Below are 17,692 nucleotides of genomic sequence, written 5' to 3' on the forward strand. Positions count from 1 at the left end.
GCACTAAGCGTAAGTTCAGGGAGACATACGTGAAACATTGGTTAAGCAAAAGCGCGTGGCTACTTGCTGGCAGCCTACTCTGCACCCCAGGCGCAATCGCGAATGATTTTAGCGCGAGCTTCAAAGGCACGGACATTCAAGAGTTCATTAACATTGTTGGTCGAAACCTAGAGAAGACCATTATTGTTGATCCATCGGTGCGCGGTAAGATCGACGTACGCAGCTACGATGTACTGAATGAAGAGCAATATTACAGCTTCTTTCTTAACGTACTTGAAGTGTACGGTTACGCAGTTGTGGAAATGGACAATGGCGTATTAAAAGTTATCAAAGCGAAAGACTCTAAAACGTCGGCTATTCCTGTACTCGGCGATGCGAGTGCCAAAGGCGACAGTGTGATTACACGTGTTGTTGCGGTACGTAATGTGTCTGTACGTGAGCTGTCTCCTTTGCTTCGTCAGCTGATCGACAACGCTGGTGCTGGTAACGTGGTTCATTACGACCCTGCGAATATCATTTTGATCACAGGACGTGCTGCGGTCGTAAACCGTCTTGCTGAAATCATTAAGCGTGTTGACCAAGCGGGTGATAAAGAAATTGAGCTGGTAGAACTACGTAATGCTTCAGCCGCTGAGATGGTACGTATCGTTGAAGCGTTGAATAAAACGACTAATCAAAAGAGCACGCCAGAGTTCCTAGAGCCAAAAATCGTAGCGGATGAGCGTACTAACTCGATTCTGATTTCTGGTGACCCTAAAGTCCGCGCGCGTCTGAAACGTTTGATTCGCCAACTTGACGTGGAAATGGCAACCAAAGGCAACAACCGTGTGGTTTACCTTAAGTATGCTAAAGCGGAAGACTTGGTGGATGTACTGAAAGGTGTATCTGATAACCTGCAAGCGGAAAAACAAGCGGGTCAAAAAGGAGCCTCTTCAGCTAAGCGTGGTGAAGTGGTGATTGCTGCCCATGAAGCGACCAACTCGCTAGTGCTGACGGCGCCGCCAGATATCATGATGGCACTCCAAGACGTAATTTCTCAACTGGATATTCGTCGTGCTCAAGTTTTGATTGAAGCACTGATTGTAGAAATGTCCGAAGGTGATGGCATTAACTTAGGTGTTCAGTGGGGCTCGCTAGAAACGGGTGCGGTGATTCAGTATGGCAATACTGGTGCTCCGATTGGCCAGGTCATGGTTGGTTTGGAAGAAGCGAAAGACACCACAACCACGAAAGCGGTTTATGATACTGAAGGTGAATTCCTACGTAACGAAACGACGACAGAGCAAGGCGATTACTCAACGTTAGCAGCCGCTTTGGGTGGTGTGAATGGCGCTGCGATGAGTATTGTTATGGGTGACTGGACTGCATTAATCAGTGCCGTTGCTTCTGACTCAAACTCAAACATTCTGTCTTCTCCAAGCATTACTGTTATGGATAACGGTGAAGCGTCATTCATCGTTGGTGAAGAAGTTCCGGTTATTACTGGTTCAACTGCTGGCTCGAACAACGATAACCCATTCCAAACGGTTGATCGTAAAGAAGTGGGCATCAAGTTGAAGGTAGTACCACAGATCAACGAAGGCGATTCTGTTCAGTTGAACATTGAACAAGAAGTATCAAATGTACTGGGCGCAAATGGTGCAGTAGACGTTCGCTTTGCTAAACGTCAGCTAAACACATCGGTCATGATTCAAGATGGTCAAATGCTGGTACTTGGTGGCTTGGTTGATGAGCGCGCATTAGAAAGTGAGTCTAAAGTGCCACTACTGGGTGACATTCCAGTGATTGGCCACTTGTTTAAGTCAACCAGTACTCAAACGGAAAAGCGCAATCTGATGGTTTTCATCAAGCCAACGATCATTCGTGATGGCATGACCGCAGATGGTATTACCCAGCGTAAGTACAACTTTATCCGTGCTGAGCAGCTATATAAAGCGCAAGAAGGCCTGAAGTTGATGGAAGATTCTAAGATTCCGGTAATGCCTGAGTTTGGCCATGAACGTCAATTGGCGCCTGAAATCCAAGCCTTTATCGATCAAATGGAAGTGAAGTAATGGTTGATATGCTAGACACCGCGCCAAGCTTGCGTCGTCTGCCATTCAGTTTTGCTAACCGCTTTAAACTGGTATTGGAGACAGAACACCCTGAGCGCCCTCCAGTGCTGTATTACGTAGAGCCGCTTAGTGCAGCGGCTTTGGTTGAAGTTAGACGTGTGCTGAAACATGCATTTGTCCCTCAGCCCCTTGATAAAGAGGCGTTCGACAAAAAACTGACTGAAGCTTATCAACGTGACTCTTCAGAAGCGCGTCAACTGATGGAAGACATTGGTGCCGATGATGACTTCTTCTCATTAGCTGAAGAGCTACCGCAAAATGAAGACTTGCTTGAGTCGGAAGATGATGCGCCCATTATTAAGTTGATCAACGCCATGCTTGGCGAGGCAATCAAAGAAGGGGCTTCAGATATTCACATCGAAACGTTTGAAAAAACATTGTCTATCCGTTTTCGGGTAGATGGTGTCTTGCGTGAAGTCTTAGCTCCAAGTCGTAAACTCGCGCCATTACTTGTGTCTCGTGTAAAAGTAATGGCAAAACTGGATATTGCAGAAAAGCGCGTGCCACAGGATGGTCGTATTTCTCTGCGTATTGGTGGCCGAGCTGTCGATGTTCGTGTTTCTACCATGCCTTCATCGCATGGTGAGCGAGTGGTAATGCGTTTGTTAGATAAGAACGCGACTCGTCTAGACTTACACAGCTTGGGCATGACGCCTTCTGTTCATGATAACTTCCGTCATCTGATTGGTCGTCCGCACGGCATTATTTTGGTTACTGGTCCAACAGGTTCAGGTAAATCAACAACCTTGTATGCTGGCTTACAAGAGATCAACAGCAACGAACGCAACATCCTTACTGTAGAAGACCCGATCGAATTTGATATTGATGGTATCGGCCAGACGCAAGTGAACCCGAAAGTTGATATGACGTTTGCTCGTGGTCTACGTGCGATTCTTCGTCAAGACCCGGACGTGGTAATGGTTGGTGAGATTCGTGACTTAGAAACCGCACAGATCGCGGTACAAGCGTCTTTGACTGGTCACTTGGTTATGTCGACTCTGCACACCAATACCGCGGTTGGCGCGATAACGCGTCTGCGTGATATGGGGATCGAGCCATTCTTAATATCTTCTTCATTGCTTGGTGTCCTTGCTCAGCGTTTGGTAAGAACACTTTGCCAAGACTGTAAAGAACCTTATGAAGCCGACAATGAACAGAAGAAGTTATTTGGTTTAACAGAGCATGACTCACTGACATTGCATCGCGCGAAAGGGTGTGAAACCTGTAACCAAAAAGGCTATCGCGGCCGTACTGGTATTCATGAACTCTTGATGCTCGATGAGAACGTTCAAGAATTGATTCATCGCGAAGCGGGTGAACAAGAAATTGAAAAAATGATTCGTTCACATACGCCAAGTATTCGCAGTGATGGCTTGAGCAAAGTGCGCCGTGGTATCACCTCTCTAGAGGAAGTGATGCGGGTGACTAAGGAAGCGTAATGGCGGCTTTTGAGTACAAAGCACTCGATGCGACGGGGAAGCGAAAGAAAGGCACTATTGAAGGTGACAACGCTCGCCAAGTCCGTCAGCGTTTGAAAGAACAAGGAATGGTGCCGATTGAAGTCGTTGAAGCTAAAGCGAAAGCTGCTAAGTCTTCAGGTGCTTCCGGTGGGTTCAAACGTGGTATCAAAACCGCAGAGCTTGCGCTTATCACGCGTCAGCTTTCGACATTGGTTCAGTCTGGTATGCCACTGGAAGAGTGTTTAAAAGCGGTATCTGAACAAGCAGAAAAGCCTCGTATTCGTACCATGATCGCTGCTGTGCGCTCTAAAGTGACGGAAGGCTATCCGTTGGCGGACAGCTTGGCTGATTATCCACATATCTTTGATGAGCTATTTCGCTCAATGGTGGCCGCAGGTGAGAAGTCTGGTCATCTCGATACGGTTCTAGAACGCTTGGCTGATTATGTAGAAAATCGTCAGAAAATGCGTTCTAAGCTGATGCAAGCCATGATTTACCCTGTGGTGTTGGTGGTATTTGCTGTCGGTATTGTCTCCTTCCTACTGGCAACAGTGGTGCCAAAGATCATTGAACCAATCATTCAGATGGGACAAGAGTTACCTCAGTCTACACAAATTTTGCTGGCTGCCAGTGAGTTTGTTCAAGAGTGGGGGCTAGTGATTTTTGTCGTGCTGGTGGTGTTATTCTACGGTTTAAAATTAGCACTACAAAAACCTAACTTCCGCCTAGCATGGGATCGAAAAATCCTTAGCTTACCTTTGCTTGGAAAAATTTCGAAAGGGCTCAACACGGCTCGTTTTGCTCGTACATTATCTATCTGTACATCTAGTGCCATCCCTATCTTAGAGGGCATGAGAGTGGCTGTTGACGTAATGTCAAACCGCTTTGTAAAGCAGCAAGTCTTATTAGCCGCAGACAATGTGCGTGAAGGCGCCAGCTTACGTAAAGCCTTAGATCAAACTCGTTTATTCCCGCCAATGATGCTGCACATGATTGCCAGTGGTGAGCAAAGTGGTGAGTTGGAGAGTATGTTGACGCGTGCAGCGGACAACCAAGATCAGAACTTTGAATCGACGGTCAATATTGCATTAGGCATCTTTACGCCAGCCCTGATTGCTTTGATGGCAGGACTCGTACTGTTTATTGTTATGGCGACATTGATGCCAATGCTTGAAATGAATAACTTAATGAGTGGATAAATTCTGGGTCAAGGCTTGTCTATAGTGACAATGGCTTGAATCTAACTTTCGGAGAAAATAATGAAAATGAAACGTAGTAAACAACAGGGCTTTACGCTGTTAGAAGTGATGGTTGTTGTTGTTATTTTGGGTATTTTGGCAAGCTTTGTTGTGCCTAACTTGCTAGGTAATAAAGAGAAAGCCGATCAACAAAAAGCGATTACCGACATCGTGGCATTAGAAAACGCATTAGACATGTACAAGTTGGATAACAGCGTTTACCCAACAACGGATCAAGGTTTGGAAGCATTAGTTTCTAAGCCATCTAACCCAGAGCCTCGCAACTACCGTGATGGTGGTTACATCAAGCGTCTACCAAATGACCCATGGGGTAACGAGTACCAGTACCTAAGCCCTGGTGACAATGGCACCATTGATATCTTCACGTTAGGTGCAGATGGTCAAGAGGGTGGTGAAGGTCCAGCTGCTGATATTGGCAACTGGAACATGCAAGATTTCCAATAAGCCCTAGCTTAAACCAGCACTGATGAAGCGAATGCAAAAACAACTCGGTTTTACATTAATAGAAATTCTATTGGTGCTGGTTTTGTTATCTCTTACCGCTGTGGCGGTTATTACTACTTTACCTACCAGTCAGAAAGATTTATCCAAACAATACGCACAAAGCTTTTATCAGCGAGTGCAATTGCTAAATGAAGAAGCTGTGTTGAGTGGCAAAGACTTTGGCGTTCGCGTTGATGACGCAAAATCAACCTATGCTTTATTAAATCTAACTCAGGATGGCTGGCAACCTTTGGAGTTGAAGCAGATTCCAAGTAGTACCAAGTTGGAAGATGGAATCGCAATCCAACTTGAATTAGGCGGTGGTGCTTGGGATAAAGATGACCGCTTATTTGAGCCGGGATCATTATTTGATGAAGATATGTTTGCTGATGAAGAGGAAAAGAAGAAAGAGAAGCCACCACAAGTGTTTATCTTTTCCAGTGCCGAGCTAACCCCTTTCACGTTGTCATTTTATCCACAAGACGGTGATGCAGAGAACGACGGTTGGCGTGTTATTGGTAAAGAAACAGGGGAAATAAAACTATACGCTCCTGGTGACGAGGTGGAAGAGGATGACAATGCGATCTTCTAGAGCAAGCATTATGGGTATATCGCATCACCGAGTTAGAGGCATGACTTTACTAGAGGTATTGGTTGCATTAGCCATTTTTGCAACGGCAGCGATCAGTGTCATTCGCTCAGTCAGCCAACACATTAATACCGTCAGTTATTTAGAAGAAAAAATGTTTGCAGCAATGGTTGTTGATAACCAAATGGCCAACGTAATGTTAGACAGCAGTGCGTTGAAAGCGAAAAAGGGCACCGAAGAACTTGCCGGTCGAACGTGGTATTGGAAAGTGACGCCAGTTGCGACAACGCAGCCATTGCTGAAAGCATTTGATGTAAGTGTTGCGGTAGAAAAAAGCGCCAGTCCAATCGTAACGGTACGAAGTTATGTGGACAAGTAAATATACGGCGAGGCGAACCACTCGCCATAAAGGTTTCACCTTAATTGAGGTGTTGGTATCCATTGCTATTTTTGCCAGTTTAAGTGTTGCTGCATACCAAGTGGTTAGCCAGGTTCAGCGCAGTGACGTTTTATCGCAAGAAAAGATCCAACGTCTTAATGAGCTGCAACGAGCGATGGTCATGATGGATAATGACTTTCGCCAAATGGCCATCAGACACAGTCGTACAAATGGTGAAGAGCCAGCAAAGCAGCTGATTTTTTGGTCAGATTACTTATTAGATTCCGACGCCAAAGGCGTCATGTTTACTCGTTTAGGTTGGCATAATCCGCAACAGCAGTTTCCGCGCGGTGAAGTGACAAAAGTCGGCTATCGGATTAAAGATAACGTTCTTCAGCGAGTGTGGTGGCGCTATCCTGATACACCAGTGGCTCAACAAGGTATTGTGACGCCTTTGCTGACAGAGGTTGAAGAGTTCAACCTCCGATTTTATGACGGTAAACAGTGGAAAAAAGACTGGGATTCCGCCGATTCGCTACCCAAAGCGGTGTCTGTTGTGCTGACGCTAAAGGATTATGGTGAGATCAGCCGAACGTATCTTACTCCAGATGGTGAATTCCAATCGGGAGAGAAGAGTGAATCAGGAGGCAACAACAATGGCTAATCGTCAGCGTGGTGTTGCTTTAATTATTGTATTGATGCTTCTAGCAATCATGGCGACGGTTGCTGCCAGTATGTCTGAACGGTTGTTTTTGCAATTTCAGCGCGCAACTAACCAAATAAACTACCAGCAAGCCTATTGGTACAGTCTAGGTGTAGAAGCGTTAGCTAAAATTGGTATAGAGCAGAGTTACAAAGACAGTGACACCATCAATTTGAGCCAACCATGGGCAATAAAAGATCAAATCTATCCGTTGGATTATGGGCAAGCTGCGGGAAGAATCGTTGATAAACAGGCGTGCTTTAACCTTAATGCTCTCGCTAGTGTTCAACCAACGAATGATCCAACCGCTCGGCCATACTTAGTACAAACGTGGTTGAAACTTTTGGAAGAAGCGAATGTTGAGCCCTATCAAGCTGAGGTGATCGCAGACTCTACATGGGAGTATGTTGACAGTGACACTTCGGTACGTTCGACTGCCGGGGTTGAAGATAGCACTTATGAAAGTATGAACCCTGCTTATTTGCCACCCAATGGATTGATGGCCGACAGTAGCGAACTACGCTCAATTTACCAAGTAAGTGGCGAGATATATCAAAATGTTGCGCCGATGGTTTGTGCGATACCGACAGACGATTGGCGACTGAACGTGAATACCATTGAAGTTGAGCAAGCACCGATATTGGTTGCGATGTTTTCTCCGGGGTTGGGCAGCAGTGAAGCTGTACAACTGATAGAGAAGCGACCGTTCGATGGGTGGGACAGTATTGATGATTTTTTGGCTGAGTCTGAACTGACAGGCGTCAGCGGTGATATTAAGAAGAAAGCAAAAGGCTATCTGGGTGTAGATAGTGCTTATTTTGAATTGGATGCTCAGGTCTTAGTGGATGAATCGCGTGTGCGAATCCGCAGTCTTTTGCAAAGTACGAATCGAGAAACAGTGACGGTTGTCCGCCGTCGTTTTGGAGGGATCAGTGAGCGAGTTTCTGACCGTTCGGCTGAGTAGCGAACAACAAAGCACCATACCTTGGGTGGTATGGTCTACACAACAGCAGGAAGTGATCGCCAGCGGAGAATTAGCTGGTTGGGAACACTTAGATGAATTGGCGGCTTACGCAGAGCAACGTCAGATCATTGCATTACTTGCTGCTAGCGATGTCGTGCTGACCGAGGTGGATATTCCTCCGGGAGCTGCACGTCAGTTTGATAGTATGCTGCCTTACTTGGTTGAAGACGAAGTGGCACAGGATGTAGATAGTCTGCACTTTACTGTTTTAGAGAAGCAAGCGAATAGCGCTCATGTTTGTGCTGTGGAGCGCGCTTGGATTCATACCATTTTGCAGCGTTTTGCTAGCCAAGGTTTGACTATCAAACGTATCCTTCCTGATGTCTTAGCACTGCCAGTCAGTGAGTACAGTACGGCTGTATCACTGGGAGAGCAATGGTTGATTCGTCATAACGAATACCACGGTGCTGCCGTAGATAGCGCATGGCTTGATCTTTATCTTTCTGCCTACGGGCAAGAGCAAACAGAGTGGAAACTCGAAAGCTACAGTACCATCACAGATAACAACGTACCTGATGTATGGGTGGCAAAGCCAGTTGAAATGCCAATGGCCTTGCTAGCAAAAGGCAGTGTGCAAAGCAATGTCAACGTACTGGTTGGGGAGTTCAAGCCCAAATCATCATGGGGTAAGCACTGGAAAGTATGGCAAAAAACAGCGGTGGCCGCTGGAGTTCTGCTGGTGGTCTTGGTGGCTCAACAGCTCTTTACTGTACACAAGTATGAAGCGCAAGCCCAAGCCTATCGCGCTGAAAGTGAACGCATCTTCCGACAAGTCTTCCCCGGTAAAAAGCGCATACCAACCGTGAGCTACTTAAAGCGTCAAATGAACGATGAAGAGCGTCGCTTATCAGGTGGGGCTGGTGGTGAGGCCATGATGGCGTGGCTAGCTGCGCTGCCGTCTACATTGGGGCAAGTAAAAGATTTAGAGATCACAAGCTTTAAATATGATGGCAATCGAGGTGAAGTAAGAATTCAAGCTCGAAGCTCTGATTTCCAACCATTCGAACAAGCAAGAGTGAAGTTGTCAGAAAAATTCAATGTTGAACAAGGGCAGCTCAATCGCAGTGATAATGTTGTGATGGGTAGCTTTGTATTGAAGCGTTTGTGAGGTCAGGATGAAAAATTTAATCATGTCGATTCAGGCTTGGTGGAGTGGCATCTCGCAACGTGAGCAACGGTTAGTGCTAGGTTGTGGTGCGTTGGCGGCCATAGGGATTATCTATTGGGGGATACTGCAGCCTATCACCCAAAGAGCCGAGTTGGCTCAATCTCGAATCCAAACTGAAAAACAGTTACTTAGTTGGGTCGAAGATAAGGCCGATGATATTACCGCGTTACGTAGAAGTGGTGGTGTAAGCTATTCAACTCAACCGCTGAACCAGATTGTTTCTTCCTCTGCTCGTCGTTATAAGGTTGAGCTGATTCGAGTTCAGCCACGAAATGAAAGTGTGCAAGTGTGGATTAAACCTCTTGCGTTTAATCAATTTGTGGATTGGCTCCGTTACCTAAAAGAACAACAAGGTATTGAAGTGGAGTTTTTGGATATCGATCGTACCGAGCAAGCAGGTATGATTGATGTCAATCGTTTGCAGTTTAAGCGAGGTTAGGGTGAAGCGAGTACTTCTTTACGTTTTTATATTTGTCGCCTTTTTCTCATTTAGCTTAATTGCAGGGTTGCCTGTATCGTGGGTTATGCAACAAGTACCTCAGGTGAGAGGGCTGGATATTCAAAACGCTCAGGGCACCGTGTGGCAGGGTAAAGCCTCTTCCGTGTATTGGCAGCGCCAAAACTTAGGTGAAGTTAACTGGGACTTTCAACTATCGGGCTTATTTACTGGTAAAGCAGAGTTTGCTGTACGTTTTGGTCGTGGTAGCGATATGGATGTTCGTGGGCGTGGTTTGGTTGGCTACAGTCTCGGCAGCGGGCCGTATGCGGAAAATGTGGTTGCTTCTATCCCCGCAGCAAAAGTGGTTGAGCAGACACGCCTTCCAGTTCCAGTTAGTGTAGATGGTCAACTTGAGCTAAATATACGTCATGCGACGTATGCGGCTCCTTGGTGTAAGACAGGTGAAGGTACGTTAGTTTGGAGTGCAAGTGGCATTCAAAGCCCGCTAGGCAGCCTTGAGCTTGGTCCTGTTATTGCCGACCTGAGTTGCAAAGACAGCGTATTATCGACATCGGGCGAGCAGAAGAGTAAGCAAGTTTCAGCAGCGTTTTCTGCTGAGCTAATGCCAAATCAGCGCTATTCAACTAAAGCTTGGTTCAAACCTGGTGCGGAATTTCCATCGAGCATGGGTGAGCAGCTTAAGTGGCTAGGTAATCCAAATGCTCAAGGCCAATACGAGTTTAATTATCAAGGGCGCTTTTAGCCAAACTTGGAATTCATAGCATCATCAAAGAGCTGCTACTGTGCAGCTCTTTTTGCTTTTGGATCATAGTAGGCCAAACCCTAAATTCGCTGTACAAGAAATTCAGCAGATGATTGGCTACTTATATAAGATTATGATTTTTAACTTAATAGTATTGATGCGTACAGCTAAAAGAGCATTTGGGTTATCGTAGGCTAAATGCTCCTATCGCTGTACAAGAGGCAAAAAGAAAGGCCACGAAGTTGATTGGTGACCTTTTTAAAATCTAGTAATGAAGGTTGGATTGTGATCAATCCTTGCGCTGTAGAATCTCGTCCCAAGGCAAATCCGCGTCACCCAGTACGATGAAGTTTGGATTCTCCAACGTCTCGCGCTCATTGTAAGACAGCGGCTCAAGTTGCGTGCTGAGTATACGTCCGCCCGCTTCTTCAACAATGCACTGCGTAGCAGCAGTATCCCACTCGCCAGTTGGACCTAGACGTAAGTAACAGTCCACAGCGCCTTCAGCAACAAGGCATGCTTTGAGTGCGGCAGAACCGAGTGGGATCAAGTCATAGTTCCAAGCGCTGCTCATGCGACCAGTAATACGGTTGATATCTTGACGACGACTGATGGCGATAGCGATGTTTTGCCCCGGACTTTCGTGCTTGTGAGTCTGAATTTTCACGCTTTCAGACATGTCAGGAATTTTCCATGCTCCCTTGCCGCTATAGGCATAGTAAGTGACACCAGAAACAGGACCATAAACCACACCCATGGTTGGTTTGTTGTTGTCGATCAGTGCAATGATGGTCGCAAAGTCGCCACTGCGTGCGATGAACTCTTGTGTACCATCAAGTGGATCGACGAGCCAGTATCGATCCCATTTCGCTCGCTGTTCTAAACTGATATCTGCGGCTTCTTCTGAAAGTACCGGGATATCGGGTGTTAGTTCACTCAATTGCTTCGTAATCAGTTTATGAGCAGCAATGTCGGCACTAGTGACTGGGGTTTCGTCGCTTTTGGTATACGCTTCATATTGCTTGTTTTCGTAGATATCGAGAATCAGTTGACCCGCACTGCGAGCGATCTCGATAACTTGTGGAAGTAAATGTGATAGATCTTTTGTCATTGGCATAAGTAATAGTCCTTTCTCACAATTATTGCGCGGCTGGTTGGCCTTATTGATTTTGGTTGTGAGTGGTGTTTGGTAAGTGCTTTAGTGCCAACATCAGTGCAGTGATACTACGTGCCTCACAAAAGTCGAGGTGAGTAAGTAACTCTTCTGCTTGTGCTAGCGGCCAGCGAACGACCTCTAATGGTTCTGGCTCGTCACCTTGTTGTCTTTCAGGGTATAAACCTTGTCCCAAGAACAAAGTCATCTTGCTTGAGAAGTAAGAAGGAGCAAGGATGACTTGCTTTAATGGTGTGAGAACTTTCGAACCAAAACCGATTTCTTCTTTGAGCTCTCGATCTGCGGCTTGGTGTGGCGTTTCTCCTGGGTCAATCAATCCTTTCGGAAAGCCCAGTTCGTAGCGTTCGGTGCCAGCTGCGAATTCTCGAACAAGGAGCAAGTCTCCTTGCTCAGTCACCGGGACAACCATCACGGCATCACGGCCACTTGGCTTCATACGCTCATAAGTGCGAAGCTCACCATTGGAGAAGCGAAGGTCGAGGGCTTCCACGGCAAACAGCTTAGATTGTGCGACCGTCTGACAAGAGAGTATCTCTGGTGGGGTCCGTTTCGACATGCGCTGGCTCCTTTGTGTCGGTTGCTCACTGAGTCAGTGAGATTTCCTAATATATGAAAAGAACGCTTGAGTTTCTAGTTTGATAAAACGTCAATAATAAAAAAGGGAAGCAAACGCCTCCCTAATCTACTTTTACTTAGCTTAAATTAGCTTAGTAGTAAGAGTGATCACCGCGATCGTGCTCAGTCGCATCACGAACTGCTGTTAGTTCACCAACAAATTGGTTTAGCAGTTCTTTTTCGATGCCCTCTTTTAGAGTGACATCAACCATTGAACAGCCATTACAGCCACCACCAAATGCGACGATAGCAATACCATCTTCTGTGATTTCAACTAGGTTTACGTGGCCACCGTGACCTGCTAGCTGTGGGTTCACTTGAGTTTGAATGACATACTCAACACGCTCTACAAGCGGTGCGTCGTCAGACACTTTGCGCATTTTGGCGTTAGGCGCTTTAAGGGTCAGTTGTGAACCCATCTTGTCTGTCACGAAGTCGATTTCAGCATCTTCAAGGAACGGTAAGCTTAGCTCGTCAACAAATGCAGAGAAACCGCTATAAGGGATTTCAGTGTCAGTACCTTCAACCGCTTCAGGTGGGCAGTAAGATACGCCGCATTCAGCGTTTTGTGTTCCTGGATTAACGACGAACACTCGAATGTTAGTACCTTCAGGCTGTTGGCCCAAAAGGTTAGCGAAATGTGTTTGCGCTGTTTCTGTAATAGTAATATTTGACACGACGAATACCTGAGTAATTTTGTAGGCTATTGCTGCTATTTTACTCTTGTTAGCGTAACGGTCTAGTATTTTTGCTACTAAGGCATGGCAAAGCGTTCTAGATCGTATTTGGAACAGGAGTTCGGCAGATGCAGTAAATATCAATTCTTTCGACCCCAACTTCAAGTAGTAATTGACATAATTGTCGGACCGTACTGCCTGTGGTAACCACATCATCAACAATGGCGATGTGTTTTTGTTCTGGGATTCGATTTAGCTTAAAGGCATGAGCGAGATTCTCTTCTCTAAGCTGTTTTCGGTAGTGTCGTTGCGAGCGGGTATAACGCACTTTGCTAAAAAGTTGAGTATCGTGTGCTTGCGATAAGTTTTGTGCAAGATAGCGCGTTAAGATTGCACTTTGATTGAAGCCCCTGGTGAGGTAGCGTTTCCAATGAATGGGGACGCTTGTCAATAGTGGGGCAGGGTCCGAGATTTGCTCTGCAAGTTGATGGCAAAGCCCCGACACTTGCCATAATTCACGGCGATCTTTAAATCGCTGAATTTCCCCAGCTAATGGGAAGCTGTAATCACCTAAGGTGTAGAGTTTATACCAGGGTGGTGGATCCGCTAAACAAGAGCCGCAGACTAATACCTGCTCTGAATCTGTAGAGTGAAGTTGGAGTCCGCAGCGCAAACACCTTGGCTGAGGTTGTAGTAGTTCAGTACAGCTGGTACACCAACGCAGAATGGAAGGTTGCCCACTTTCGAGCGGGAACTGGCAAAGTGCACATTGGCTACCGAGAAGGCGAAACATGATGTTTTGCCAGTGATGAGATAACATACAGTTTCCTTTAGTGAGAAAACTAGCTTATCAGCATTGAAGTGGTTATCCGTTCAAATTAGTAGGAGAGGTTGAGAGCATGAGCACGAAATTGCACTGGCAGTCGTTTGGCCAAGGGCCGGATTTAGTATTGCTTCATGGCTGGGGCATGAATGGCGCGGTTTGGCAGCAAACGGTAGAAGCGCTTCAGTCTCAGTTTACATTGCATGTTGTGGACTTACCCGGCTATGGACATAGTGCAAGCAGTCATGCGCAAGATCTCGCTGAGATAGCAGAAATGGTACTTCAAGGCGCACCAGAAAAGGCGGTGTGGCTCGGATGGTCACTAGGTGGATTAGTGGCTACGCATGTGGCATTGAATGCGCCAGACAGAGTGAATAAGTTAATTACGGTAGCAAGCTCGCCTAAGTTCGCGGCACAACGTCCATGGCGTGGCATTCAACCTAATGTGCTGAGTGCGTTTACTGAACAGTTAATGGAAGACTTCCCACAAACGATTGAGCGTTTTATGGCGTTACAGGCGATGGGGAGCCCTTCTGCTCGTCAAGATGTTAGGCAACTTAAACAAGCCGTGCTGTCTCGACCTCAACCAAATCCAGATTCTTTGCTGGTAGGCTTAAATATTTTGGCGGATGTCGATTTGCGCGATCAGCTTGCGCAATTAGCAATGCCTGTATTGCGTTTGTACGGTCGTTTAGATGGGTTGGTTCCGATCAAAGTAGCGCACGATCTACAAGAGGTTATGCCGGACTCGAAGCAATACATTTTTGCTCAATCATCTCATGCTCCCTTTATGACGGAATCGAAGTCTTTTTGCGATCAGCTTATTGAATTTGTCACTGAACGATAATTGGATGCAACAAGTTGCTAAAGTTGTATAAAAATTGGCCGATAAAGAAGTTGCTAAAGCGCAAGGTGTCATTTTTGTGTTTTGGCTGAATTGGCGAGTTTGGGCGATTCTTTGAGGAGGATTCGCAATGATTGTGTCACCGACCACTGTGAGTGTGCCACTGATCGCCCCATCCGTGAATGTGCAGACGGAGCAGGCTGCACGAGATAATAAAGTTCGTGAACCTGTTGCACCAACGGTCGCTTTAGCGAAAACCAACGCTGAAAGAAAAGTCAAAAGTGATGATAAAAGGCGACGTCAGTCTTCTTGGGATCCTTCCGAGCATCCCGATTATGAAATGGAGACAGAGGTTGATACTCAATATCATGAGGAACCGAAAGATGCCTTAGCGCGACTTTTCGACCTTCTCGCACTGAGTACTTATAGTAACAGCCAAGGAAAGAGTTACGCGATTCGATTCCGCTTGCCTAAGCGCATTTTGGATGCTGCGGTCAAAGAAGGATTAATGGAAAAACGCAGGAAGGTGATCAAGTTTCATTATGGTCATTCGGTTGCGCCCCATACACCGTCAGAAGTGATAGCAGTATTATGACGACTCAATATCCTATTCAAACAAAAACGCTCCAAGCAGGCTGACTGATTGGAGCGTTTTCTTTTTCGCTGTGAGAGTTCGTTAGCGGTGGAGGCCTAGGCGAGATTACTTTTTCGCTTTAGCAAACGCGGCTGCAAATGCACCACCCATTGCGTTGTTTGAGGCTGCATCATCACGGCGAGGCTGGCGACGTTGTGGCTGGTCATTACGACGCGGCGCAGCGGAACGTTGGCTGCGGTTGTCTTGGCCAGGTTCATCGTTCAAACGCATGGATAGAGCGATACGCTTGCGTTGTACGTCGACTTCCATCACTTTCACTTTGACGATGTCGCCCGCTTTTACCACTTCACGTGGATCAGACACAAAGCGGTCTGTCAGTGCTGAGATGTGTACGAGACCATCTTGGTGAACGCCGATATCAACGAAGGCACCAAAGTTTGCTACGTTCGATACTACGCCTTCTAGAATCATACCCGGCTCCAAGTCAGATACCGAGTTTACGCCTTCTGCAAACGTCGCCGTTTTGAATTCTGGACGTGGGTCACGACCCGGCTTATCTAGCTCTTTAATGATGTCGGTAATGGTTGGCACACCGAAGTTATCGTCGGTGTAATCCACCGCATGCAGACCTTTTAGGAAGCTTGAATCACCAATCAGTGCTTTGATGTCTTTGTTGTTCTTCTCAGAGATTGCTTTTACCACTGGGTACGCTTCTGGGTGAACCGCAGACGCATCAAGTGGGTTCTTACCATCCATGATTCGTAGGAAGCCCGCACACTGCTCGAACGCCTTAGGACCCAAACGAGGTACTTTCTTCAAGGTTGTACGTGCTTCGAAACGACCGTTTTCATCACGGAAGTCGACAATGTTCTGCGCGATGGTGCTCGACAAGCCCGCTACGCGCGTCAGTAGTGCCGCTGAGGCGGTGTTCACATCAACACCGACCGCGTTTACACAGTCTTCCACAATCGCATCTAGGCGTTTTGCCAGCATAGATTGGCTAACGTCGTGCTGGTATTGGCCCACACCGATCGACTTAGGATCAATTTTCACTAGCTCCGCTAGCGGGTCTTGTAGACGACGGGCAATCGACACCGCACCACGCAGAGACACGTCCATATGTGGGAATTCTTTTGCTGCAAGCTCAGACGCTGAGTAAACCGATGCACCCGCTTCACTCACGATGATTTTCTGAACTTTCAAGTTGCCACGTTTGATGACGTCTGCGACAAAGCTGTCGGTTTCACGTGAAGCCGTGCCGTTACCGATCGCAATCAAATCGACGTTGTACTTGCGCACCAACTGATCAACGATTTGCGCTGACTTGTCGTATTGCTTTTGTGGTGGGTGAGGGTAGATGGTTTCGGTTGCAAGCACCTTACCAGTTGGATCGACAATAGCGATTTTAGAGCCTGTACGCAGACCTGGATCGAGACCAAGTGTTGCACGAGGGCCCGCAGGCGCAGCCATCAACAAGTCTTTTAGGTTGATAGCGAATACTTCAATCGCTTCGATTTCTGCGCGCTCTTTCATTGCGCCCATTAGTTCGGTTTCCATGTGCATCGATACTTTGATGCGCCATGCCCAGCTGATCACTTGCTTACGCCATGCATCCGCCGGTGCGCTGCTAAGTGTCACGCCGTAGTGGTCAGCAATAATGGTTTCGCAGTAAGACTGACGAACGCCTTCTTCTTGCTCTGGATCGGCATTCATTGCCAATGTCAGGAAGCCTTCATTGCGACCACGCAGCATCGCCAACGCACGGTGTGATGGTACTTTGCTTAGTGGTTCGTTGTGGTTGAAGTAGTCTTTAAACTTCTCACCTTCTTGCTCTTTGCCTTCAACGACGCGAGCACCCATTTCCGCATTGCGGTTTAGGTGACCACGGATTTTCTCCAGTAGGTTTGCGTCTTCCGCGATGCGTTCCATGATGATTGCGCGAGCGCCATCCAGTGCGGCTTTGGTGTCTGCCACGCCTTTGTCTGCATCAAGGTATTTGCTTGCTTCGCTTTCTGGCTCAGTTTGTGGGTGATTCCAAAGCTGGTCTGCAAGTGGCTCAAGACCGGCCTCAATGGCGATCTGGCCTTTGGTGCGACGCTTTGGTTTGTATGGTAGGTACAAGTCTTCAAGGCGAGTCTTGCTGTCTGCCTGAGTGATCTCTTGTTCGAGTTCTGGCGTGAGTTTGCCTTGTTCTTGGATCGATTTCAGGATGGTTTGACGGCGATCGTCCAGTTCACGAAGGTAAGACAGACGGCTGTCTAGAGTACGCAGTTGGGTATCATCAAGGCCGCCCGTCACCTCTTTACGGTAACGAGCAATAAATGGGACTGTGTTACCGTCATCGATAAGGGTTACAGCGGCATTGACTTGCTCAGGGCGAACATTCAGCTCTTGAGCAATCATGCGACAGATAGCTTGGCTCATCCGTGTATTCTCTTTAATTCTGTTTGGGTATTGGTTGTGTATAGAACATTGGGGTCATTCATGGAATTTGCAATGTTTTAAACTAGTAACTCAAAAATTTACTGAGCGTCGGTGGACATTGGTCAATTTTGTGTCAAAACTGTAATTAAATTCAGAACT

Annotated in this window: 18 protein-coding genes; 13 read left to right on the forward strand and 5 right to left on the reverse strand. The window is 46.8% G+C overall.

The window, feature by feature from the left end; genetic code table 11:
* The first annotated feature begins 29 nt into the window (after positions 1–29).
* Genes gspD through KIV41_RS00345 form a run of 11 tightly spaced genes read left to right on the forward strand, consistent with a single transcriptional unit; the run spans position 30 to position 10,381 of the window.
* The gene (gene gspD / locus KIV41_RS00295; RefSeq protein WP_282064607.1) at positions 30–2,054 is read left to right on the forward strand and encodes a type II secretion system secretin GspD; all 2,025 of its coding nucleotides are present in this window, start codon (positions 30–32) and stop codon (positions 2,052–2,054) included.
* Positions 2,054–3,553 carry a type II secretion system ATPase GspE gene (gspE, locus tag KIV41_RS00300; protein WP_010444984.1) on the forward strand — a complete coding sequence of 500 codons (1,500 nt, stop codon included), beginning with the start codon at positions 2,054–2,056 and terminating at the stop codon, positions 3,551–3,553. The genes gspD and gspE overlap by 1 nt, the downstream gene beginning before the upstream one ends.
* Positions 3,553–4,773, forward strand: coding sequence for a type II secretion system inner membrane protein GspF (gspF, locus tag KIV41_RS00305; RefSeq protein ID WP_010444985.1), 1,221 nt, complete (start codon positions 3,553–3,555; stop codon positions 4,771–4,773). Before gspE ends, gspF begins: the two co-directional genes overlap by 1 nt.
* A gap of 60 nt (positions 4,774–4,833) precedes the next feature.
* The gene (gene gspG / locus KIV41_RS00310; RefSeq protein ID WP_010444986.1) at positions 4,834–5,277 is read left to right on the forward strand and encodes a type II secretion system major pseudopilin GspG; all 444 of its coding nucleotides are present in this window, start codon (positions 4,834–4,836) and stop codon (positions 5,275–5,277) included.
* Positions 5,278–5,308: 31 nt separating this feature from the next.
* On the forward strand, positions 5,309–5,908 hold the full coding sequence (gene gspH / locus KIV41_RS00315) for a type II secretion system minor pseudopilin GspH (RefSeq protein ID WP_285335501.1): 600 nt from the start codon (positions 5,309–5,311) through the stop codon (positions 5,906–5,908).
* Positions 5,889–6,284: a type II secretion system minor pseudopilin GspI gene (gene gspI / locus KIV41_RS00320; protein WP_029560897.1), complete on the forward strand. Its 396-nt coding sequence runs from the start codon at positions 5,889–5,891 to the stop codon at positions 6,282–6,284. The genes gspH and gspI overlap by 20 nt, the downstream gene beginning before the upstream one ends.
* On the forward strand, positions 6,271–6,948 hold the full coding sequence (gene gspJ / locus KIV41_RS00325) for a type II secretion system minor pseudopilin GspJ (RefSeq protein WP_010444992.1): 678 nt from the start codon (positions 6,271–6,273) through the stop codon (positions 6,946–6,948). The genes gspI and gspJ overlap by 14 nt, the downstream gene beginning before the upstream one ends.
* Complete coding sequence (gene gspK, locus KIV41_RS00330; RefSeq protein WP_285335502.1) at positions 6,941–7,951, forward strand: type II secretion system minor pseudopilin GspK; 1,011 nt, start codon at positions 6,941–6,943, stop codon at positions 7,949–7,951. The genes gspJ and gspK overlap by 8 nt, the downstream gene beginning before the upstream one ends.
* Positions 7,920–9,119 carry a type II secretion system protein GspL gene (gene gspL / locus KIV41_RS00335; protein ID WP_285335503.1) on the forward strand — a complete coding sequence of 400 codons (1,200 nt, stop codon included), beginning with the start codon at positions 7,920–7,922 and terminating at the stop codon, positions 9,117–9,119. Before gspK ends, gspL begins: the two co-directional genes overlap by 32 nt.
* Before the next feature lie 7 nt (positions 9,120–9,126).
* Positions 9,127–9,618 (forward strand): type II secretion system protein M, encoded by a 492-nt coding sequence (locus KIV41_RS00340; RefSeq protein WP_252041442.1) that lies wholly within the window; start codon positions 9,127–9,129, stop codon positions 9,616–9,618.
* A 1-nt stretch (position 9,619) separates the two neighbouring features.
* Positions 9,620–10,381, forward strand: coding sequence for a type II secretion system protein N (locus tag KIV41_RS00345; protein ID WP_285335504.1), 762 nt, complete (start codon positions 9,620–9,622; stop codon positions 10,379–10,381).
* Between the two features lie 289 nt (positions 10,382–10,670).
* On the opposite strand, the gene cysQ is transcribed toward KIV41_RS00345, so the two are convergent.
* The 4 genes from cysQ to KIV41_RS00365 all read right to left on the reverse strand — a co-directional run bounded on the left by cysQ (position 10,671) and on the right by KIV41_RS00365 (position 13,667).
* Positions 10,671–11,498 carry a 3'(2'),5'-bisphosphate nucleotidase CysQ gene (cysQ, locus tag KIV41_RS00350; protein ID WP_045386207.1) on the reverse strand — a complete coding sequence of 276 codons (828 nt, stop codon included), beginning with the start codon at positions 11,496–11,498 and terminating at the stop codon, positions 10,671–10,673.
* A 43-nt stretch (positions 11,499–11,541) separates the two neighbouring features.
* Complete coding sequence (gene nudE, locus KIV41_RS00355; protein WP_088881469.1) at positions 11,542–12,111, reverse strand: ADP compounds hydrolase NudE; 570 nt, start codon at positions 12,109–12,111, stop codon at positions 11,542–11,544.
* 151 nt (positions 12,112–12,262) lie between these two features.
* The gene (nfuA, locus tag KIV41_RS00360; RefSeq protein WP_010445007.1) at positions 12,263–12,847 is read right to left on the reverse strand and encodes a Fe-S biogenesis protein NfuA; all 585 of its coding nucleotides are present in this window, start codon (positions 12,845–12,847) and stop codon (positions 12,263–12,265) included.
* Positions 12,848–12,944: 97 nt separating this feature from the next.
* The gene (locus KIV41_RS00365) at positions 12,945–13,667 is read right to left on the reverse strand and encodes a ComF family protein (protein ID WP_285335505.1); all 723 of its coding nucleotides are present in this window, start codon (positions 13,665–13,667) and stop codon (positions 12,945–12,947) included.
* 79 nt (positions 13,668–13,746) lie between these two features.
* Here KIV41_RS00365 and bioH point away from each other — a divergent pair, with 79 nt between their 5' ends.
* Both bioH and KIV41_RS00375 read left to right on the forward strand, forming a co-directional pair.
* On the forward strand, positions 13,747–14,517 hold the full coding sequence (gene bioH, locus KIV41_RS00370; RefSeq protein ID WP_285335506.1) for a pimeloyl-ACP methyl ester esterase BioH: 771 nt from the start codon (positions 13,747–13,749) through the stop codon (positions 14,515–14,517).
* A 127-nt stretch (positions 14,518–14,644) separates the two neighbouring features.
* Complete coding sequence (locus KIV41_RS00375) at positions 14,645–15,109, forward strand: hypothetical protein (protein WP_038883402.1); 465 nt, start codon at positions 14,645–14,647, stop codon at positions 15,107–15,109.
* A 105-nt stretch (positions 15,110–15,214) separates the two neighbouring features.
* Here the strand turns inward: KIV41_RS00375 and KIV41_RS00380 are convergent, their stop codons facing one another.
* The gene (locus KIV41_RS00380; RefSeq protein ID WP_285335507.1) at positions 15,215–17,533 is read right to left on the reverse strand and encodes a Tex family protein; all 2,319 of its coding nucleotides are present in this window, start codon (positions 17,531–17,533) and stop codon (positions 15,215–15,217) included.
* Between the last annotated feature and the right edge of the window lie 159 nt (positions 17,534–17,692).

The organism is Vibrio sp. D401a, assembly GCF_030248515.1.
GTDB classification, from domain to species: domain Bacteria; phylum Pseudomonadota; class Gammaproteobacteria; order Enterobacterales; family Vibrionaceae; genus Vibrio; species Vibrio rotiferianus.